The organism is Chthoniobacter flavus Ellin428 (genome assembly GCF_000173075.1).
Lineage (GTDB): Bacteria > Verrucomicrobiota > Verrucomicrobiia > Chthoniobacterales > Chthoniobacteraceae > Chthoniobacter > Chthoniobacter flavus.
In genome coordinates, this window is sequence record NZ_ABVL01000024.1 from 1 (window position 1) to 17,098 (window position 17,098).

The following is a 17,098-nucleotide window of genomic DNA, read 5'->3' on the forward strand; positions in this document are numbered from 1 at the left end:
CCGATGGTGCGGACTGGATCCGTCTGCAATGCCAGGAGGCGTTTGGTGATCAAGCCGAGCTGCTCATCGACTTCTTTCACGTCAGTGAATATCTGGCCGCGGCCGCCGAATCCTGCCGCCCCCAGGCCCCGCGGAGGTGGCTGCATACCCAGCAGCAGCGGTTGCGCCGGGGTNCGGCGGACAAGGTGCTCGCGTCTTTGGCCACCGACCTCGAGCCGGCCACCGTCCCAGACGAGGAAGCTCCGGTGCGGAGCGCTCATGGCTATCTCTCCAGGCGCCGGCCATACCTCGATTACCCGAAAGCGCTGGCTCGCGAACTACCGATCGGCTCAGGCTTGATCGAGTCCGGACACAAACACGTCCTGCAAGCTCGCCTCAAAAAGCCGGGCAGCGCTTGGTTGTCCCACAACGCGCATGCTCTCGCCCAACTGCGCATCATCCGCGCCAACCAACTATGGGAATCCTTCTGGCAGGACCGCAAAGCTGCCTGATCACCGGCACCACTTTCAATCACACCCACCGGAGCGGGTTCCGGCGCGAACCACCGGCCACCGTGCGCAGATCGCGTCCAGTGGGCCACTGCGCCCTGCTCTTACGACCGTCGCATCGCTTCCTTCAACTGCAACGCGTACGACGGATTCACTTCGAAACGAGCGTCCGCGTAATTCTGCACCGTGATCGGTTCAAGCACAGGCACGACTTCGACGTAACCCACATCGCAAAGCCCATTCAGAATATCCGCCACGTCTTGTCCTTCGATGAAGGTCTTGTCTCGAATCTCCGTTCCCGTGCTGCCGATGGCATAGTCGATGGCCCGCAACACCGCCAATTCACGCCCGCTGAGTTTGATCTGCTTCATAGCGCTATCCATCTCCAATAGGCCGAAATGGCGCGCAACACAACTGGACAATTTATTGGCAATCGCAACTCGCCCTTGCTCATCCGGCAGACGGTCTTACCAGTAAATATGAGCTCGATGAAACCGACCCCCGCGAAGATCATTCATCACTCCGAAGGCCTGGGCACACCGACCGCCGAAACCGTTCGCCATCGGGCGCAGGAATTGGCGCGCATCAATGGCCGCAAGGAATTCAACGACGACGATTGGCGCGAGGCCAAACGCGAGCTGCACGGCGGTCATCAACCGAACGATACCAACGGCGACATGGACATGACCGCCGCCGTTTCCGAACACGACATGGTGGCCTGCTCAGTGGGACATCACGTGGAAAATGTCGGTCTCGACGATCAAGACAACATGATCGAGGAACTCGTCGCCGAAGGCATGGACGAAGCGGTGCACGAGCAGATGCTGGCTGCTCGCCGGGAGGAACCAACGGAAGAGGAAGAGGAGGAGGAATAAGCGCACACTCTCCCCTTTCCCGCCGCAGAGCATTCTGCTTTGAGTAACGGCGTGCCGGACGATTTCATCAGCAAAACTCTAGACGCGCCCAAGACGGCGTTCGATATCTCGCTGCGTCCGCCGATGTTCAGTGAGTTTGCGGGCCAGGACAAGGTCTGCCAGCGGCTGGAACTCATGGTGCAGGCGGCGCAGCAGCGCGGCGATGTGCTCGAGCACATCCTGCTCAGCGGTCCGCCAGGACTTGGCAAGACGACGCTCGCTTACATCCTCGCGCACGCCATGGGCGTGAACATCAAGAACACGAGCGGCCCGACGATCGAGAAAGCGGGCGACCTCGCGGGCCTGCTCACCACACTGGAGCGTGGCGACGTGCTGTTCATCGATGAGATTCACCGCCTGCAGCCCGCCATCGAGGAATACCTCTACCCCGCGATGGAGGACTACAAGCTGGACATCATCATCGACCAGGGACCGAACGCGCGCAGCATCCCGCTCAATCTTCCCCGCTTCACGCTGATCGGCGCCACGACGCGCGCCGGCATGCTCAGCGCCCCGCTGCGCACCCGCTTCGGCATGACCTGCCGGCTCGACTATTACACTGCCGAAGAATTGCAGAAGATCGTGCTGCGCAGCGCGGGCTTGATCGGCCTGGACATCGACGACCCCGGTGCGCTGGAAATCGCCGCCCGCAGCCGCGGCACCCCCCGCATCGCCAATAACCTGCTGCGCTGGGTCCGCGACTTTGCCCAGGTGCGCGCCGGCAATCGGGTGACCCGCGACGTGGCGGACAAAGCGCTGGAGATGCTCGACATCGACCGCGACGGCTTTGACGAAATGGACAAGCGCATCCTCGAAGCGCTCGTCCACAAGTTCAACGGCGGTCCCGTCGGTATCAATTCGCTCGCCGTGGCCATCGGCGACGATCCCGGCACACTGGAAGACGTCCACGAACCGTATCTCATCATGCAGGGCTACATCAAACGCACGCCCCAAGGCCGCGTCGCCCTGCCGCTCTGCTACAGGAAGCTCGGCATCTCCGCCCCCAGGCGTACGGGCGATCTGTTCGACTGACCCACGGAGGGACGAGCTCCCGCGCGTTCCCCATTCTCCTCCTGCAGACGATCAAAAGTGGGAACGCGCGGGAGCGCGCCCCTTCATATCTACCCTCGGAACTGAGGGTGCGCGGAAAGCCGGGCCCAATCTTCTAACGAGATCGCCGCAGGTCTTTGCACGCCCGGACGCAATGGCGCACCATTCGTGGATCGATGCACACGCCGGAGCCACCCCGCATCGAGCGGTTCTTCGATCAACGAAAGATCGTTGGAAGCGATGGTCGTCTGGTCCTTTTCCCCGGTCGCGTGCCCGCATCCCACAAAGAACCCCGCCAGCAAAAGCGTGACCCGCACCGCCGTCGAGCGCGTGTAGTTCGTCAGCAGACAGGGCGCGTCGGGCGACAGGCAACCGCGCAGCCGTGTGAAATGATCGAGCGTCCACATCTCCGGATTCGTCTGCGGCGAATAGGGATCGTAAAGCACCGCATGCGGCGCCGGTCCGGCCGACATCGTCGCATGGAAATCCCCGGCGTGAAACCGCCAATGGATATTCGCCTGCCTCGACTCGCCTTTCGTCAGCAGATCCTGAATCGCCGCCACATGCGGCACGAGATAGCCGAGATCCTCCGCGTGCGTCAGGGCAAACCGCAGCGCCGACTCATTCACATCGAAACTGTGCAACTCGACGCGAATGCCCGTATCTGCTTGTTCCGCGAGCGCCTCGACCGCGGCAATGGCATTCGCCGCCGCGCCCAGGCCCACATCCCAAATCACGAATGATCCGTTCGTTGCCGCCGCACGCTCGACCAACCGCTGCTGCCGAACGTGCAGCGCCACCGCCTCCGTCATCGGCCCGACGACAGGGTGAAACGTCTCCCCATGCTCCCGCGACCGCAAGCTGCGGACGCCGGATTGGACAGTGACGAGTTCAAAGGTGGCGGGTTGGTTTTCCGAAAACACGCGCGGAAACTACTCCCATCCGGCGCGGCTGTGCTAGCGTATCCATAGAAGACCCTTGAAAAGCATCGGCCAACAACAACTCAGTCTCCCTTCGCAAGCCCCTCTCATGGTGCTGCCGGGCGCACAGCTTTACCCCCACGTTCCGCTTCCGCTCTACATCTTCGAGCCGCGCTACCGGCAAATGCTGGCCTGGAGCCTGGAAGCAGATCGCATGTTCTGCATCGCCTCCATGAAGCCCGGGATCAGCGAAGCTCGCGCGACGGACGACTTTTACCACGTCGTCGGCCTCGGGTTCGTCCGCGCCTGCGTGGGCCGCGACGACGGCACCTCACATCTCATCCTCCAGGGACTCGCACGCATGCGAATCGTCGGCTTCCTGCAGGACAAACCATTCCGGATTGCCGAGCTACGCGAACTCACATCCACGCCGCCGGCAGCCGAGGAGAACGATCTCTTGAGGATCCAAATGCTCAAGGAATCGACCAAACACTTCACCGGCGACGCCAAGATGCCGGAAAACGTCGAGCAGGAGTTTGGGAGCATCGATGACCCGGCCATGATGGCCGACATGATCGCGCACGCCTGCCTGCAAGACTCGGAGCAGCGCCAGGCCATCCTCGAGGAACTGGACGTGCAAAAGCGCGTGCAGCTGCTCCTCAGCTATCTGCGGAAGTAGCCACGCGTCATTCGTTCCGCCGCTTCCGTCCGAGGTCGAGCCGTCGGCGCACAGGGCTGCTCTCCTTTTCCTCATCGAACAACCGTCCGTGCTCCTCGATGAGGTAACGATCGGTCATGCCTGAAAGGTAATCGCATACCGTGCGGTGCAGGCCATCCTTGCGCACTCGCTTCGCCGTCGTCTCCCCGAGCAACGATGGTTTCTTCAAATAGCGCTCGAAAACATTCTTCAAAAGCTCACAAGCCCGATCATTTGCCGTCGCCACGCGCGGATGGAAGTAGAGATTTTTGTAGAGGAATTTCCGCAACGCCTGGTTCGCCTTGAGCAGCGGCAGGCTGTAGCGGATGAGCGGTTTCTTCTGCCGGCGCACATCATTGGCACTCCGCACGCCCGCGGCGTGGATGAACTCTTCGCTCGTGGTGACAACATCCTGCACCTGCCGGTCGATGATGCAGCGAATCACATAGCTGTGCAGCTCCTTGCCTCGCAGCTTGGGGAAATGCCGGCGCACTTCTGCATAGCTGTCGCACCAGACTTCGAGTTCCTCCAATTGCCTGGCGGTGATGAGCTGAAAATCGAGCCCGTCATCGAGGTCGTGACTGTAGTAAGTGATCTCGTCCGCGAGGTTCGCGATCTGCGCCTCGAGCGAGGGACTCATGTATTTCTCGTGCAAGCCTCGCTCCGGTGGATCGTAAAATTTCTGGTGCTTCTGCAGCCCCTCGCGCACTTCCCACGAGAGATTGAGCCCCGCGAAACGCGGATACTTGCGTTCGATGACCTCGACGATACGCAGGTTCTGCACGTTGTGCTCGAAACCGCCGTGCCCACGCATCAGTTCATTCAGCACCGTCTCGCCGGAGTGCCCAAAAGGCGCGTGCCCCAGGTCATGCGCCAGCGCGATGGCCTCGGCGAGATCCTCATTCAAGCCCAATGCACGGGCGATCGTGCGGCTGATCGAGGCCACCTCGATGGTGTGCGTCAGCCGCGTCCGCAGGTGATCGCCAGTGCCGTTGAGAAAGACCTGGGTTTTGTATTCGAGCCGCCGGAAAGCCCGTGAATGAATGATCCGCGAGCGATCGCGCTCGTAGACTGTGCGGTGCGGATGCTTCGGTTCCACATGCACGCGGCCGGCCGAATCCCCGGACTTTTGGGCGTAAGACGCCAGCCATTCGCGCTCCCGGCGTTCTTTCTCAATGCGGGTGCGAATCATGCGAGGAATCAGACGCTCCGGAGTCGTCGTTGCGGAAATACTCGCGCTTGAGCTCCTCCCGAGCGCGCTTCGCCTCCAGCCGCACCCGGGCCATATCGTAGACCGCGAGCAGGGCCGCAAGAATGGTCAGCCATCCACAGAACGCCCAGTAGCCGAGGAAAAGAAACGGATGTTCGCGCAACCAGGGCCAGAAGAACGTCGAGCCGAGAAAGATCATCACGAGCACCACCAGCACGTCCCAAAACATGAGCGTGCGCCGCACCCGCTGGGAGCGAATGATGCCTTTGCAGACCTGGATGATGAACTGGGCGTTGTTCACGACGACGAGAACTTCGGTGATGGCAGGCGGAAGGTCTAGCCGGGAACGTCGCCCCTGCCATCCCAAAAAGTATTGGTAAAAGCTCCTCTTCTGCACGTGCTTCTGCGATAGTCCTCCGAGCCCCCCTCCCCGTGAACTCGCTCCTTCGCCTCCTCCTCCTCGCCTGTTCGTTCTCCCTGCTCGCGCGCGCCGAAGAACCACCCGCCAAAGCGGACGACAAGGCGATCCCCGGCCACTCCAGCAACGGCGAAGCCTTCAACGAAGGACCCCGACAGGCTGCCGTCCTGATGGAAGGAACCGGCAACGTGAACTTTCCGGTGACGACGGAAAACGCCCTCGCGCAGAAGTTCTTCGCCCAGGGTGTCGGGCAATTGCACGGCTTCTGGTATTTCGAGGCCGAGCGTTCGTTCCGGCAGGTCGCGTTCCTCGATCCGGAATGCGCGATGGCCTATTGGGGCATGGCCATGGCCAATATCAACACCCCCAAGCGCGCCGCGGATTTCATGAAGCTCGCTGTCGCGAAGAAGGCGAAAGCCAGCCACCACGAGCAGCTCTGGATCGATGCCTACTCGAAGTTCTTTGCGGATTCGAATGCCGATGAGAACCGCCGGCGCAATGCCCTGGTCCACGCGCTGGAGGATGTGACCTACGAGTTTCCCGACGACCTCGAGGCCAAAGCCTTCCTCGTCTTTCAACTCTGGGACAACAAGCAACACGGCCTTCCTCTGCCGAGCCGTTTGGCCGTGGATGCGCTCGCGAAAGAGGTGCTGGCGGTGAACCCGATGCACCCAATTCATCACTATCTCATTCATCTTTGGAATGGCGCGGATGGCGACAAGCGGGCCGTTGCCGCGGCGGCGCACTGCGGGCAATCCGCCCCGGCCATCGCCCATATGTGGCACATGTCCGGCCATACCTTCTCGAACCTGCATCGCTACGCCGACGCCGCCTGGCAACAGGAGGCCTCCGCTCGCATCGACCACGCCTACATGGCCACGGCGCGGATCATGCCTGAGCAGATTCATAATTACGCGCACAACAACGACTGGCTGGTCAAAAACCTCACCTACATCGGCCGCGTGCATGACGCCATCGACCTGGCCAAGAACATGATCGAGCTTCCGCGGCTGGGTCCAAACCAAAGCAACGCTTACGACATGGGCCGCGAACGCCTGCTCAGCACGCTGGCGACGTACGAACTGTGGGATGACCTGATTGCCCTGCGCGACACGCTCTACCTCGCGCCCGCCGAGAACCCGGTCAACGAAACGAAGCAACTCACCGCCTTCGGCATCGCCTACTTCCAGCGCGGCGACACCACGCATGGCGAGGAGATGATTACGGCGTTGCAAAATCAGCTCAAGAAAGCGAGGGAGGAGCGGATCAAGGCTGCCGATACCGCGGAAGCCAAGGCGCAGGCCGACAAAAAATCCGACGATCAAATCGCCAAGGCGATGGCCGACGCGATGCGCGGCTTCGCCTATCGCCTCTCAACCGCAGAAGCCGCCATCGCCGAGGTGCAACTTTACCGTGCGCTGGCTACCGGCCGGACGGGCGAAGCCAAGCCGCTTTTGGCGAAAGCGCGGGACATCCCCTCGGAACGCCGGGCCCGCGTCCTCTTCGCTCTCGGCGACAAGGAGGGCGCGTTGAAGATGGCCAGCGAGGCATCGAACGCCGATACCGCCCAAGTGCAACCTCTGGCGAACCTGGCCGAGTTGCAGTGGCAGGCAAAGGAGCCCGATACCGCGCGCGCCACGTTCGAGAAGTTGCGCAAGCTCTCTTCGAATATCGATCTCGATATGCCCATCTTTGGCCGACTCTCCCCGATCGTCGCCGATCTCAAATTGCCGGCCGACTGGCGCACACCTATGATCGCGGCCAACGACGTCGGCGTACGCCCTGATATCAAAACGCTCGGCCCATTTCGCTGGCATCCCTACGCGGCGCCGGCTTGGAACCTCCCCGACGCCCACGACGCCATGCAATCGCTGGCTGCTTATCGCGGCCGGCCGGTGCTCGCGGTCTTCTATCTCGGCAGCGGATGCTCCCGCTGCCTCGAACAACTCAACGTCCTCGCTCCTTTGACGCAGGACTTCTCCGCGGCGGGGATCTCCATCGTCGCCATCAGCCGCGATTCACCAGACGGCCTGCAGCGCACCTTCGAAAAATCGAAAGATGCCAACGGCTTCCCCTTCCCCATCCTCTCCGATGCCACGCTGGAAGCCTTCAAAGCCTACCGCGCCTACGACGACTTCGAAAAGATGCCGCTCCACGGCCTTTATCTCATCGACGGAAACGGCCAGGTCCGGTGGCAAAACATCAGCTTCCAGCCCTTCAGCGATGCAAAGTGGCTGCTCGGCGAAGCGAAACGCCTGCTGAGCGTCCCCGCTAGCGAGACCAAGACCGCGGCGAATTAAAAGCCTTCTACAGCTTCGCTTCCCGACGTGAGAGCAAATCCACGAATTCCGTGCCGGTCGTGGCCGCGCGCAGTTCCGCCTCGGACGTGCGGTCTTTGAAGACTCGTGCGAGCAAGCCGACGATCCGCAGATAGTCCGCCGCGAGCGCCCTCGGCACGGCGATGCAAAAGACGTAGCGCACGGGCAATTCCACATTCGGAAAGACGATGCCCGCCTCCGAGCGACCGACCGACATGACCATCTCGTTCACGCATTCGCCGCGGGTGTGTGGGATGCACAGCGCGAAGCCGCCGCCGGGTTCCGGCAGACACGGCGCGGAGGACTGCACCCCCTTGAGCAAAGCCTGAAAATCGAGCACGGCCGGCACGCTTTTCAATAAGCCCGCCACTTCATCGATGGCGCTCTTGGGGTCTTTGGCACGTGTTTGCAGTGCGATGTGATCGGGACGAAGAAGATCGGCAATGGTGATCATATGGCGGTGCCACTCCATTTCAATTTCTGGCGAAGCACTTCGAAAAAGGACATGCCGGGGAGCATGGCGAGCGGGAGGCGTTGCGGGGCTTTGGTAATGCGAATCAAATCACTCGCTAGAATGCGTACCGGGCTCTGTCCGTCGAGCGTAAGAAACACATCCGGCTGATTCGGCGACGGCTGAATCCAGATGGTGGAATCATCGCTCACGAGCACCGGGCGCATGGTGAGCACGTGGGGACAGATGGGGGTCACGACGAAAACCCCGCTATTCGGAATGAGCACCGGGCCGCCGGCGCTGAGCGAATAGGCGGTGGAACCAGTGGGTGTGGCAACGATGAGACCATCCGCATTATATTCGCTCAAATTGGCATCATCGACCGTGACGTTAAGCTTGATCAGCTTGGAAAGTTCGCCGCGGCTAATGACCGCGTCGTTCAGCGCAATGTAGCGCCCGAGGGTTTGCCCATCGCGCACGACCTCGACATCGAGCAACCGGCGCTCGCTCACCCGATAGGTGCCCGCGGCGATCGCGTCGATGGCATCGCGCCACGCCCCGGCGCTCACACAGGTGAGAAAGCCCAGCGTGCCGAGGTTGATCCCGAGGATCGGTTTAAAGTCGTCGCACATCTCGTGCAGGACCTGGAGAATCGTGCCGTCACCGCCGAGCACGAGCAGCACGTCGCACTGGCGCGTCAGGTCAGCATGGGTGGCACCGGATTGGGCTCCCACGCTGTGCGCAGTCTGTGCCTCCAGGGTCAGCGGCATTTCGCGCTTCGCACATTCCGCCATGATCTCGCGCACGAGTTCACTCGCGCCCGGCTTTCCGTCGTTGGCAATCAAACCGATGCGGCACGCAGACATGCGAGAAACTCCTTGTTGCCCTCACCGCCGAGGATGGGCGATTCGATCAAGCCGCTCCAGGTGAGGCTGGGCAGCGTGGCGACGAAGGCGCGAATCTTCTCCACGGCCTGCTGATGCAGCGTGGAATCGCGGACGACGCCGCCTTTGCCCACGTCCTCCTTGCGGAGTTCGAATTGGGGTTTGATCAGAGGGATGATCACGCCGCCATTGCTCAGCAGCGCGACGGCGGGTGGCAAGATCAAAGTCAATGAAATGAAAGAGACATCGATGACGCAAACCGCGATGGGATCGGGAATATCGTCGCGCGTGAGATGGCGGGCATTGAGCTTTTCGCGCACGACGACCCGTGGGTCATTGCGGATTTTCCAGTCGAGCTGGGAGTGGCCCACATCGATGGCGTAAACCTTGGCCGCCCCGTGCTGGAGCAGGCAATCGGTGAAGCCCCCGGTGCTGGCACCGATATCGAGGCAAATCGCCCCGGTCGGGTCGACGCCGAAGGCCGCCAGGGCTCCCTCCATCTTCAGGCCGCCGCGGCCGACGTAGCGCTCGGCGGTCTTGACCTGAATGGCCGCGTCTTCGGGCACCCGGGTCCCCGGTTTGTCCGCCCGCTGCTCTCCGATGCTCACCGTCCCGGCCATAATCGCCCTCTGGGCCTTTTCCCGGGATTCAAAGTAGCCACGGGCGACGAGAAGCTGATCTAAACGTTGTTTTGCAGAGGGCATGAGGTCGAAAGAGCAAATTGAATCCGTGAAAAGGCTTGAAACCGAATCATTTTCCAAAGAAATACACCGCCCCGCCATGCCAGAAGCTAACCTCCGTGAGGAGATCAAGGAAATGATGGTTGAGAACCTGATGCTAAAGGTGTCGAAGGACGAGATCGCTGACGATCTACCGCTCTTCGGCCCCGGAGGCCTCGGGCTGGACTCTATTGACGCGTTGGAACTCGTCGTCTCGCTGGAGAAGAAGTTCGGCGTGAGCGTGGCCAATTCGGAGACGGCGCGGCAGGCGCTGGCCTCGGTGAATACGATCCACGATTACGTCGTGGCAAATCGGAAGTAGCTGTAGCCGCCGTTCAGTTAAACGCAGTCCACATGAACTTCGTTCAGCACAGTGGATGAAAATGGGTTAAGCTGTGAACGGGACGTCCTGGCTGGTCCGAGGTCGTAATCTCTGTGGTGTGATAGAACCTGCAACGCAGTCTGACCCGGGCCTCGCAGTCGAACCACAGATTGTTGCCATGAGCACGCGGAGCAGATTGTCTCCTTAAGCGAGGTCTGGCCAGTCCGGTCGTTTCCATAACCAAGAAGCCGCCATGCACCTCATCCTTGGTAAACCTCCGTGACGGGTTTTTTCTTCCTCCAATCTATTTTCGGAGCAGAGGCCCCAGCGCGGCGGAGCCGCAACCAAAAGGGAGCCACGAACCTTCGAAAAGACAGGGAAGGGAAAGTGACCCGCGAATCACCCGAATGACGCGAATGATCTGCCCTCATTCGTGTTATTTGCGTGATTCGCGGGCCCAAAATTCTACGCGTCGTGCGGACATTTTTATGGTTAGCACTGCAGAGGCGCAGAGAAGAAGTGTCGAGGGGCAGGTGGAGTAAAACCGCGAATGGACGCCAATGAACGCGAATAGGGCGGCAAACGCAGTTTTCTATTCGCGTTTATTCGTGTCCATTCGCGGTTAAAAAATTTCCGCAAGCTGCGAACACTTTTCGGGTTAGCACTGCGGAGAACGCTGAAGGCCGCAGAGGAAGAAAGAGGTCGGTGATAGTCACCGTCGGCTGGAAACAGAAAAGACTGGCTCCAGTTTAGCTGGAGCGTTCCCCACTCCGCGGCCAGCGCGCGAATCACGTCGATTCGCCTGGCAATCGGACATTTACCTTCCCTTTACAAAAAAGCGGTTGTCTTCAAATCAAACCTTAACCGGCGTGGGGTCCACTTAAGGAAACGAAGGCAATGAGAACGCGCCGCCCCGGTCGCCTTCTCGAGCCGGAGTGAGCCCAAAAAATTCCCCACGTTATGAACCGAATCATCCCGCTACTCATCCCCGTCGTGGCGCTGGCGGCGAATACGCCGAACATCCGCTACGGAAACAGCGCCTCCACTTCGAACCCCGCTGCCCAATCGTGGGCCGCCTCGGTCGACGCGGAGAGCAATCAAAAATATAGCGAGGCCCTGGCCGACATGCGCGCCTATCAGCAAGCGGGCGGCGACGCCTTCCTCGCCCTCGAACGCTCCGGCTGGCTGAGCTATCGCGCGAAAGACTATGCGAAGGCGGAACAGTATTACGGCGAAGCGAGCCGCTCGATTCCCACGGCGATGAATCCCCTGCTCGGCCTATTGAATACGGCCCAAGCGGAGAACGACGCGCGGAAGATCGAGCGCGCGGCACAATCGCTCCTGCACAACGAGCCTTCGAACTATCGCGCGCAAATGGCGCTCGCCCAAATGCACCTCGCCAGCCGCGAATACCAGCGCGCGGCCTCCGAATATCGGCGCGTGCTGCTCTACTACCCGGATGATCTCGACGCCACCAGCGGCCTCGCCTGGTCGGTCTTCTACCTCGGCAACAAACGCGATGCCCTCGCGCTCTTCCACCGCATCCTCACCGTCAGCCCCGACTACACCTACGCGCAGCGCGGCGTAGAACTGGCCAGCGCCCAATAGCTCAACCTTCATCCCACCATGTCCACACCGCTATCCGATCTCATGCTCAACGACCGCGGATTCGTCTTCGATCCCGCGAGCGGCGAGACCTTCCAGCTCAACCCCACCGGTCTGCGCATCGTGCGTCTCTTGCAGTCCGGCCTCAGCCACGACGCCGCGCTCACCCAGATGGTCTCGGAGTTCGAGGTCGATGAGCATACCGCGCAACGCGATTTCAGTGACTTCCTCGAAAACGCCGTTCGCCTCGGCTGGAGGATCGAATAATGCATTCCCCGCGTATCGCCGTGAGCGGCCTGCATCGAGGTGAAAATCCCCAGCCGGGAGCGAGCATCGTGCGCAGCCTGCGCCGCCGTTTTCCGAATGCCTTCATCGTCGGACTCGTCTACGACGCGCTGGAAAGCGGCATCTATGCGGAAGATGGGCCGGATGTGGTCTATCCGATGCCTTATCCGACCAGCGGAGCCACGGCGTTTCTCCAGCGCCTCGACTCCATCCTGGAAAAGTCGCCGGTGGATTATCTGATTCCTACCCTCGATGCGGAGATCGAGCTGCTGGTGCATCTCGAAGAAGCGCTCACCGAGCGTGGCCTGCGGACCTATCTACCGGATAAGGAGATGCTCTCCCATCGGGCCAAGAACCATCTGCCGGAGCTGGCGAAGACGTGCGGTGTTGCCGTGCCGGATACCCGGCCGGTTTACGACATCGCCGAAGCGCTCGCGGTGGCCGCCGAGTGCGGCTATCCGCTCATGGTAAAAGGCCAGTATTACGACGCGAAGATGGTGTCGACGGAGCAGGCGCTGTTCGCGGCGGTGTTCAAGCTCTTCTCCGAGTGGGGCGCTCCGGCGATTCTGCAGCGCTGCGTGCGCGGGCCGGAATTCAATGCCCTCGGTCTCGGCGACGGCGAAGGCGGCATCGTCGGACTGTGCACCATTCGCAAGACGATCATTAGCAATCAGGGTAAGGGCCTGGGCGGCATTACGGTCCTCGATCCACGACTGGATGAATTTTGCACGCGCCTCATCCGCGCACTGCGCTGGCGGGGGCCTTTCGAAATCGAAGCGATGCTGGATGAAGCACGCGGCGAATATGTGCTCATCGAGATCAACCCACGCTTCCCCGCCTGGGTGGATTTCCCGTCGATGCTGGGCATCAACTTCCCGGCCGCTCTCGTACAAATGATGGACGTGGACCGCAAACCGGCACCGCTACCGCGGTGTGCGCCCGGTCATTTCTACGTGCGCCATCAAGTGGAAGTCGCCGGCCACATCGAGCAACTCGCCGCGCTTTCGACAAGTGCGGATTTCGAAGCGCTCGACATGGCGCGTTCGTTGGAGGGAGCCGCTCCGTCGGCGCCCACACCTTTCCCAATCGAAATGGGCGATGACGGAGCATCGCCCTCCAATGGATCCGCTCGCCGCCACGCCCACTAGCTCTTTCCCCTTCCTATGAATCGCCTCCCCTACATTCGCCCCAATATCCAGCGCCTCCAGGCTGGCCCCGTGAATCCCTTCCGCCTCGGCTCCTCTCCGAGCTGCGTGGAAATCGATGGCGTGCCCGTCGCTGAACTCGCGCGTAATTACGGCAGCCCGCTGTTCGTCTTCTCGGAAAAAGCGTTGCGCGAAAAATACCGCGAAGCCCACCGCGCTTTCAGCCGGCGCTACCCGGATGTGCAGTTCGCATGGTCGTACAAGACGAACTATCTGAACGCCATCTGCCGCGTATTTCATCAGGAAGGTTCGATCGCCGAGGTGGTCTCCGGGTTCGAGTACGAGAAGGCGCGGCGCAACGGCGTCGACGGCTCGAAAATCATCTTCAACGGCCCGCACAAGGAACGTGCCGACCTGGAGCGGGCGGTAAACGAACGTGCGATGATCCAAGTGGACAACATCGACGAACTGCTGACACTGGCGTCTATCGTGCGCGATCGCACAGAACCGGTATCGATCGCCCTGCGTGTGCATTTGCAGACCGGCACGCACACCGTGTGGTCGAAGTTTGGTTTCAACGGCGATGACGGCGAGGTGCTACAGATCATCCGTCGCATCACCACCCTGCACAACCTGCGCCTGCAGGGCCTGCACTGCCACGTGGGCACGTTCATTCTCGATCCCGAAAACTATCGTGTGGCTGCGCGACGGCTGGTGGAACTGGCCATCGAGGCGGAGAAAATCGGTGCCGGGCAAATCCGCTATCTGAATCTCGGCGGCGGCTTCGCCTCCCATGCACGGTTGCATTACCAATATCTCCCGCCAGAACAAACGACACCTTCGCTTGATCGTTACGCGGAGGCGATTTGTGAAACGATCATCGGCCTTTGGCCCGCCGGTCGTGATCTGCCGCGGCTCTATCTCGAGACCGGGCGCGCGCTGGTCGACGACGCGGGCTATCTCATCTCCAGCGTGGTCGCGGTGAAGAAACGTCACCTACCCAGCCAGATGCAGACGGCGATGGCCGCCTACGGAAAATCCGCCGCAGTGATGCCGCAGGGCAATTCGCGTCACGCACTGGTCCTCGATGCGGGGATCAATCTGCTCTACACGACCGCATGGTATCAGCCGAAGATCCTGCCCGCGCGCCCCTGCCTGGATACGCCCGAGCCGACCACCGTCTTCGGCTGCCTGTGCATGAATATCGATGTCATTCGCGAGGATGCGCCGCTGCCGAGTCTCACGACCGGCGACCAGGTCGTGCTCCATCCGGTCGGCGCCTATAACATCACCCAGTCGATGCAATTCATCACCTACCGCCCCGCGGTGGTGATGATCGACAGCGAGCGCAAGGTGCATGTGATCCGGCGCCGGGAGAATCTCGACTACGTGCAGGAACTCGAGGCCATCCCCGAGCATCTCGCCACGCGCACCGCCGTCTCGCGGCCCGAACCCCACATCCTCGCCGTGGCATGATCTCGATCGCGGAAACCGATCCGCCTCTTCCCGGGCTGTCGCTGGGCGCCTCGCTCTTGCGCGGCGCCCCGCGCAGCTATGCGATCCTCTTTTTCTCGGCCAATGCGCGGCTTGGCTGGTGGCTCATGGCTGTCTCCATGCTCGCGCCAGACTACGGCATCTCCGGCCTCGCGGGCGTGCTCACAGCCGGTGCACTGGCCTGGTGGCTGGGTTACGATCACGCGCAAATCCGTAGCGGCTTCCTGCTCTTCAATCCCCTGCTCGTCTGCCTCACGGTTGCGTATCTGAACCGTTGCTATCACTTCGCCACGCCGACGTTTCTGCTGCTCTGGGCGGCCTCGGTGATCGGCGCGTTCTTCGTCTCTGCGGCGCTCCAGCGATGGGCAGGCTTACTCCTCGGGCTTTCCGCCCACAGCCTGCCTGCGGTGGCAGCGGCGTATGTCCTCTACTTCCTCGGCTTCTCGCTCTTCGGGCCACCTTCGCTGCCCGACTCCTCGACCCCGGTGTGGCTCGATCTGCCGGGCCTGCCACCATTCCTCCAGGCGATGTTCCAGGCCTTCGGGGCGATGCTTTTCCAACCCCACGTCGTGCCCGGGATGATGGTCTTTCTCGGGCTCGCGCTGACCTCGCCGCTGAGCACGCTCGCCGCATCGCTCTCCTTCACCGTGGGCGCAGCCACCATGTGGCAACTGGGTTTTCACCTCGGGCCGGAAGGCGTAACGTGGTGCGGGTTCAATTTCCTGCTCTGTGGGATCGCCTTGGGCTCGGGATATTTCATCGCCTCCGCGGCGAGCCTGGCGCTGGCCATGTCGGGCGCATTTCTGTGCTCACTCACCAGCGTGGCGCTGGCCACCGCGCTTCGTTATTTCAACCTGCCCGCGAGCGCGTTGCCCTATAATCTGGTCGTGCTCGCCATGGTCACCGCTCTCCGTGCCCGCCGCTCGGCAGGCGCGCTTCTACCGTCACCTTCCCCCGGTTCGTTGCCGGAGAGCGCGGTGCAGCAGGTGCTCATCGACGCCCAACGCTTCCCAGACCTGAAGACACCCGCGCTCTTTTCACCGGTCGGCGCGCTCTGCACCGTCACGCAATCCTTCGACGACACACTCACCCATCGTGGCCTGTGGCGTTACGCGCTGGATTTCGAAGTGGAGAAGGAAGGCCGGAAATGCCGCAGCGACGGATCGTCACTCGTCGATTACTTCATCTTCGGTGTGCCGGTGCTGGCACCCTGCTCCGGCGTGGTGGCCAATATCGTCAATCACGTGACGGACAATGCCCCCGGTGGGAACAACCCCGAGGAAAATTGGGGCAACTACATCGTGATCTATAGCGATGCCGGTTACTACGTGATGCTCGCGCATCTGCAGCAGCATTCGGCGACCGTCTTCGTTGGCCAACGGGTCAGCCGAGGCTTCGTGCTCGGCACCTGCGGCAACAGCGGACGCTCGCCGTTCCCACATTTGCACCTGCAGATCCAGGATACCGCGCTGGCGGGTTCGGCCAGCCGGCCGTTTTGCTTGAAGCATTACCTTGCGCCAGGTGGCAACGGCATGTTCTTCCGGACTTCCGGCGTGCCCGCCGCCGGCACGCGAGTCCAAAGCGGAACGCCGCATCCCACCCTCAGCGAAACCCTTCACGGCTGGTTACCCGGTGAGTATCGCTATCGCATTTCGGAAGAAGAAGGCCGAGTGCGCGAAGAGACGCTATTGCTCGATTTCGATGACTTCGGACGGTATCGCTGGCGCTCGCGCCGCACCCACGCCCGGCTCATCGGTTTCATCTCGGAAGGCGTGTTCTTCACCACGGAATTCCAAGGCGATCATCGCAGTTTGCTGGCCTACTTTGCCGCCGGACTGGCGCGCGTGCCGAGCGTGCTCGAACCGAGCGTCGTCTGGGAGGACAGCGTCAATGCCACACCGTTCTTCGCCGGCCCGGAGCGTCTGATCCGCGCGCTGACGACACCGTTCATCGGACTGAAGATGCTACGATACAAATACCAGCGGCAGGATGAGAACGAAGGCAGCTTCACCCTTCGCGCCACGCTGGAGCCGGGCCGCGAATGCGCCCAGGCGCCGCGCAACATCACGACCCTGCTCACGGGACGCCGCGGCGTCACCCGGCTCGAAGCTCGGTTGGTCAATGACCGGACGCTCATCGCGGAACTGCTCGAACACCAGACTGTCGGCGGGTAGGTAG

Annotated in this window: 17 protein-coding genes; 10 read left to right on the top strand and 7 right to left on the bottom strand. The window is 61.6% G+C overall.

The window, feature by feature from the left end; translation table 11 throughout:
- Positions 1-592: 592 nt before the first annotated feature.
- A complete protein-coding gene (locus tag CFE428DRAFT_RS26125) occupies positions 593-859 on the bottom strand; it encodes a MarR family transcriptional regulator (protein ID WP_006982689.1) in 267 nt (88 codons plus the stop codon).
- Between the two features lie 117 nt (positions 860-976).
- Between CFE428DRAFT_RS26125 and CFE428DRAFT_RS26130 the strand changes: the two genes are divergently transcribed.
- Both CFE428DRAFT_RS26130 and ruvB read left to right on the top strand, forming a co-directional pair.
- Positions 977-1,363 carry a DUF2934 domain-containing protein gene (locus CFE428DRAFT_RS26130; RefSeq protein ID WP_131990025.1) on the top strand — a complete coding sequence of 129 codons (387 nt, stop codon included), beginning with the start codon at positions 977-979 and terminating at the stop codon, positions 1,361-1,363.
- Between the two features lie 51 nt (positions 1,364-1,414).
- Positions 1,415-2,434 carry a Holliday junction branch migration DNA helicase RuvB gene (ruvB, locus tag CFE428DRAFT_RS26135; RefSeq protein WP_006982691.1) on the top strand — a complete coding sequence of 340 codons (1,020 nt, stop codon included), beginning with the start codon at positions 1,415-1,417 and terminating at the stop codon, positions 2,432-2,434.
- Positions 2,435-2,523: 89 nt separating this feature from the next.
- Here ruvB and CFE428DRAFT_RS26140 read toward each other — a convergent pair whose 3' ends face one another.
- A complete protein-coding gene (locus CFE428DRAFT_RS26140; protein WP_006982692.1) occupies positions 2,524-3,375 on the bottom strand; it encodes an MnmC family methyltransferase in 852 nt (283 codons plus the stop codon).
- A gap of 55 nt (positions 3,376-3,430) precedes the next feature.
- Between CFE428DRAFT_RS26140 and CFE428DRAFT_RS26145 the strand changes: the two genes are divergently transcribed.
- On the top strand, positions 3,431-4,051 hold the full coding sequence (locus tag CFE428DRAFT_RS26145; protein ID WP_042725845.1) for an LON peptidase substrate-binding domain-containing protein: 621 nt from the start codon (positions 3,431-3,433) through the stop codon (positions 4,049-4,051).
- 7 nt (positions 4,052-4,058) lie between these two features.
- On the opposite strand, the gene CFE428DRAFT_RS26150 is transcribed toward CFE428DRAFT_RS26145, so the two are convergent.
- Entirely contained in the window at positions 4,059-5,261 is a 1,203-nt protein-coding gene (locus CFE428DRAFT_RS26150; protein WP_006982694.1) for a deoxyguanosinetriphosphate triphosphohydrolase, read from the bottom strand.
- Positions 5,242-5,580, bottom strand: a complete 339-nt coding sequence (locus CFE428DRAFT_RS26155) for a hypothetical protein (RefSeq protein WP_042725846.1) — start codon at positions 5,578-5,580, stop codon at positions 5,242-5,244. Before CFE428DRAFT_RS26155 ends, CFE428DRAFT_RS26150 begins: the two co-directional genes overlap by 20 nt.
- A gap of 131 nt (positions 5,581-5,711) precedes the next feature.
- On the opposite strand from CFE428DRAFT_RS26155, the gene CFE428DRAFT_RS26160 reads away from it, so the two are divergent.
- On the top strand, positions 5,712-7,997 hold the full coding sequence (locus CFE428DRAFT_RS26160) for a peroxiredoxin family protein (protein WP_006982696.1): 2,286 nt from the start codon (positions 5,712-5,714) through the stop codon (positions 7,995-7,997).
- 7 nt (positions 7,998-8,004) lie between these two features.
- Here CFE428DRAFT_RS26160 and CFE428DRAFT_RS26165 read toward each other — a convergent pair whose 3' ends face one another.
- From CFE428DRAFT_RS26165 to CFE428DRAFT_RS26175, 3 genes are read right to left on the bottom strand one after another with little or no spacing between them, the layout of a single operon-like run.
- A complete protein-coding gene (locus CFE428DRAFT_RS26165) occupies positions 8,005-8,469 on the bottom strand; it encodes a PTS sugar transporter subunit IIA (RefSeq protein WP_006982697.1) in 465 nt (154 codons plus the stop codon).
- The gene (locus CFE428DRAFT_RS26170) at positions 8,466-9,332 is read right to left on the bottom strand and encodes an NAD(+)/NADH kinase (protein WP_006982698.1); all 867 of its coding nucleotides are present in this window, start codon (positions 9,330-9,332) and stop codon (positions 8,466-8,468) included. The genes CFE428DRAFT_RS26165 and CFE428DRAFT_RS26170 overlap by 4 nt, the downstream gene beginning before the upstream one ends.
- Positions 9,308-10,054 (bottom strand): TlyA family RNA methyltransferase, encoded by a 747-nt coding sequence (locus CFE428DRAFT_RS26175; RefSeq protein ID WP_006982699.1) that lies wholly within the window; start codon positions 10,052-10,054, stop codon positions 9,308-9,310. Before CFE428DRAFT_RS26175 ends, CFE428DRAFT_RS26170 begins: the two co-directional genes overlap by 25 nt.
- 76 nt (positions 10,055-10,130) lie before the next feature.
- On the opposite strand from CFE428DRAFT_RS26175, the gene CFE428DRAFT_RS26180 reads away from it, so the two are divergent.
- The 6 genes from CFE428DRAFT_RS26180 to CFE428DRAFT_RS26205 all read left to right on the top strand — a co-directional run bounded on the left by CFE428DRAFT_RS26180 (position 10,131) and on the right by CFE428DRAFT_RS26205 (position 17,094).
- A complete protein-coding gene (locus tag CFE428DRAFT_RS26180; protein WP_006982700.1) occupies positions 10,131-10,391 on the top strand; it encodes a phosphopantetheine-binding protein in 261 nt (86 codons plus the stop codon).
- 960 nt (positions 10,392-11,351) lie between these two features.
- Positions 11,352-11,999, top strand: coding sequence for a tetratricopeptide repeat protein (locus tag CFE428DRAFT_RS26185; RefSeq protein ID WP_006982701.1), 648 nt, complete (start codon positions 11,352-11,354; stop codon positions 11,997-11,999).
- Between the two features lie 18 nt (positions 12,000-12,017).
- Positions 12,018-12,263, top strand: a complete 246-nt coding sequence (locus CFE428DRAFT_RS26190) for an HPr-rel-A system PqqD family peptide chaperone (protein WP_006982702.1) — start codon at positions 12,018-12,020, stop codon at positions 12,261-12,263.
- Positions 12,263-13,429, top strand: a complete 1,167-nt coding sequence (locus CFE428DRAFT_RS26195; protein WP_006982703.1) for an ATP-grasp domain-containing protein — start codon at positions 12,263-12,265, stop codon at positions 13,427-13,429. The genes CFE428DRAFT_RS26190 and CFE428DRAFT_RS26195 overlap by 1 nt, the downstream gene beginning before the upstream one ends.
- A gap of 15 nt (positions 13,430-13,444) precedes the next feature.
- A complete protein-coding gene (locus CFE428DRAFT_RS26200) occupies positions 13,445-14,902 on the top strand; it encodes an alanine racemase (RefSeq protein ID WP_006982704.1) in 1,458 nt (485 codons plus the stop codon).
- Positions 14,899-17,094 (top strand): urea transporter, encoded by a 2,196-nt coding sequence (locus CFE428DRAFT_RS26205; protein WP_006982705.1) that lies wholly within the window; start codon positions 14,899-14,901, stop codon positions 17,092-17,094. Before CFE428DRAFT_RS26200 ends, CFE428DRAFT_RS26205 begins: the two co-directional genes overlap by 4 nt.
- The last annotated feature ends 4 nt before the right edge of the window (positions 17,095-17,098 follow it).

Coding starts and splice junctions, on each gene's coding strand:
- CFE428DRAFT_RS26165 (WP_006982697.1), bottom strand. CDS start 8,469: ATGATCACCATTGCCGATCTTCTTCGTCCCGATCACATCGCACTGCAA.
- CFE428DRAFT_RS26185 (WP_006982701.1), top strand. CDS start 11,352: ATGAACCGAATCATCCCGCTACTCATCCCCGTCGTGGCGCTGGCGGCG.
- CFE428DRAFT_RS26130 (WP_131990025.1), top strand. CDS start 977: ATGAAACCGACCCCCGCGAAGATCATTCATCACTCCGAAGGCCTGGGC.
- CFE428DRAFT_RS26180 (WP_006982700.1), top strand. CDS start 10,131: ATGCCAGAAGCTAACCTCCGTGAGGAGATCAAGGAAATGATGGTTGAG.
- CFE428DRAFT_RS26170 (WP_006982698.1), bottom strand. CDS start 9,332: ATGTCTGCGTGCCGCATCGGTTTGATTGCCAACGACGGAAAGCCGGGC.
- CFE428DRAFT_RS26150 (WP_006982694.1), bottom strand. CDS start 5,261: ATGATTCGCACCCGCATTGAGAAAGAACGCCGGGAGCGCGAATGGCTG.
- CFE428DRAFT_RS26125 (WP_006982689.1), bottom strand. CDS start 859: ATGAAGCAGATCAAACTCAGCGGGCGTGAATTGGCGGTGTTGCGGGCC.
- CFE428DRAFT_RS26175 (WP_006982699.1), bottom strand. CDS start 10,054: ATGCCCTCTGCAAAACAACGTTTAGATCAGCTTCTCGTCGCCCGTGGC.
- CFE428DRAFT_RS26205 (WP_006982705.1), top strand. CDS start 14,899: ATGATCTCGATCGCGGAAACCGATCCGCCTCTTCCCGGGCTGTCGCTG.
- CFE428DRAFT_RS26195 (WP_006982703.1), top strand. CDS start 12,263: ATGCATTCCCCGCGTATCGCCGTGAGCGGCCTGCATCGAGGTGAAAAT.
- CFE428DRAFT_RS26190 (WP_006982702.1), top strand. CDS start 12,018: ATGTCCACACCGCTATCCGATCTCATGCTCAACGACCGCGGATTCGTC.
- CFE428DRAFT_RS26200 (WP_006982704.1), top strand. CDS start 13,445: ATGAATCGCCTCCCCTACATTCGCCCCAATATCCAGCGCCTCCAGGCT.